The sequence below is a fragment of the Rhodococcus sp. (in: high G+C Gram-positive bacteria) genome, from assembly GCF_049286785.1.
GTDB lineage: Bacteria > Actinomycetota > Actinomycetes > Mycobacteriales > Mycobacteriaceae > Rhodococcus_F.
The window spans coordinates 1-1,887 of sequence record NZ_JBAQEO010000021.1 but is presented as its reverse complement, the minus strand read 5'-3'; the positions used below and the strand labels follow the sequence as shown (position 1 = coordinate 1,887).

The following is a 1,887-nucleotide window of genomic DNA, read 5'->3' as shown; positions in this document are numbered from 1 at the left end:
AGGCAGCCCGGCGCAACCGTTTCAGCAGCTCGTTACCGATTCGGCCAGTTCAGCGGCCCCGTGGACGGATGCGTGCCGGCAGACCGGGCGCACCAAGGTATACGTGCGGCTGACGAAGAACGCTGATCTATTCGCCCAGGGCGTGCCCAACATCTCGTTCCTCATGAAGGGGCGCCGGGTGCTCGACCCGCGGCAGAGCCCGGGCGACTGGGGGTATAGCGCCAACGCCGCGCTGTGCCTCAACGACTACCTCACCAACACGTCTTTCGGCCTGGGGTGCGACTACGCCACCGAGATCAACGAGGCGCAGCTGATGGACGCAGCTGACTCCTGCGACGACGTGATCCAGCTCGCCGGCAGCCCATCGGCCACCGAGGCGCGGTACGAAATCAACGGCATGTTCCGTACCGACTCCAACCCGCAAAACATCATCGGCTGGATGCTCGCCGCATCCTCTGGCAAGGCGGTCAACGTGGGCGGCCAGTGGTATATCCACGCCGGGGTGTATGAGGCCCCGACCATCACCCTTGACGAGGACGACTTCGCGGGCTCGGTGAAGGTGCAATCCTTGCTTTCACGCAAGGACAACGCCAACGGGGTGAAGGGCACGTTCATGGACCGGGCCAACAGCTGGCAGGCCAACGACTTCCCGCCCGTACACTCCGACTACTACGTTCAGCTGGACGGCGAGCGCGTGTGGAAGGACATCGACCTCACCACCACGGTCACGTCGCCCAGCCAAGCCCAGCGGCTGGCTAAGATTGAGTTGCTGCGCATGCGCCAGGGCCTCTCGTTGGAGGCGGTGTTCAAGCTGACCGCGTACCAGGCCATGACCGGGAAGACCGTCGCGATCACTCACGAACAGTTCGGTTGGACGGCCAAGGTATTTGAGGTGGCCGCCAGCAAGTTCGTCCTGGACGAAGCTGGTGCGGTCGGCATCGAGCTGGTGCTGCGCGAAACCAGCGCCGACGTATTCGATTGGTCCACCGACGAGGAGCGAGCGGTGGACTCGGCACCCAACTCCGACTTCCCTGATCCATTCTCCGATCTGGAAGTCACCGGCGTTACGGCTTCGTCCGGGACTGCCGATCTGTTCCGGCAGGGCGATGGAACTATCGTCCCACGCATCCGACTGCGCTGGACCGCGCCCGCGAATCCGTTCCTGGACCACTACGAGATCCAGTTCACGCGCCTCTCAGAAAGCCCCACGGTTTGGGTCAACACGCCGAACCCGACCAAGCTGCTGACTGAGGCGTTCGTCGAATCGGTGAGCGACGGAGCCAGCTACGACCTGCGAATCCGCGCGGTCGCCAGCCTCGGGAACGCGGGCGACTGGACCTACGTGTACGCGCATTCCGTTGTTGGCAAAACAGAGGTTCCTTCCAACGTCACCGGGGCAACCGCCGTACAGCAAGCCGGGACCGTGGTGATGGGGTGCGACGAAGTAGCGGACTCTGATCTGGATCTGGTTGAGGTCCGTCTTCAGGACGAAGGTGAGACGAGCTGGGCGGACGGGTTCCCGATCGGCAACATTCTGCGCAGCCAGACCGTGACCACCGCGGTTATCCCGCCCGGCACGTGGGAGCTGCTGTTCAAGGCGCGCGACACCTCTGGGAATTACTCCACCACCGCCGCTCAAGTTTCGATCATCGTCACCTCGGACGGTAATCAAGTCATCCTGCAGCAGCAGCAGGCTCCCGATTGGCTAGGGGTGAAGACGCAGATGATTCGGCACTGGACCGGGGTGCTTGTGCCCGATAGCCAGTCGCTCGCTTCGGCGGTTGATTGGGAAGTGTTTGATCAGTTCATCTACAACGCCTACACCGACGGCTATTACACCGCGCCCGAGATGGACAAGGGGGTCGATGCTACGGCGCGCTTCTACGG

The 1,887-nt window shown here is 63.1% G+C and carries 1 protein-coding gene; it reads left to right on the top strand.

Translation table 11 applies throughout. The annotated features are described in order from the left end of the window. Positions 1-103 precede the first annotated feature (103 nt). A partial coding sequence (locus tag WAW17_RS01060; RefSeq protein ID WP_422331181.1) for a hypothetical protein occupies positions 104-1,887 on the top strand: 1,784 nt, incomplete at its 3' end.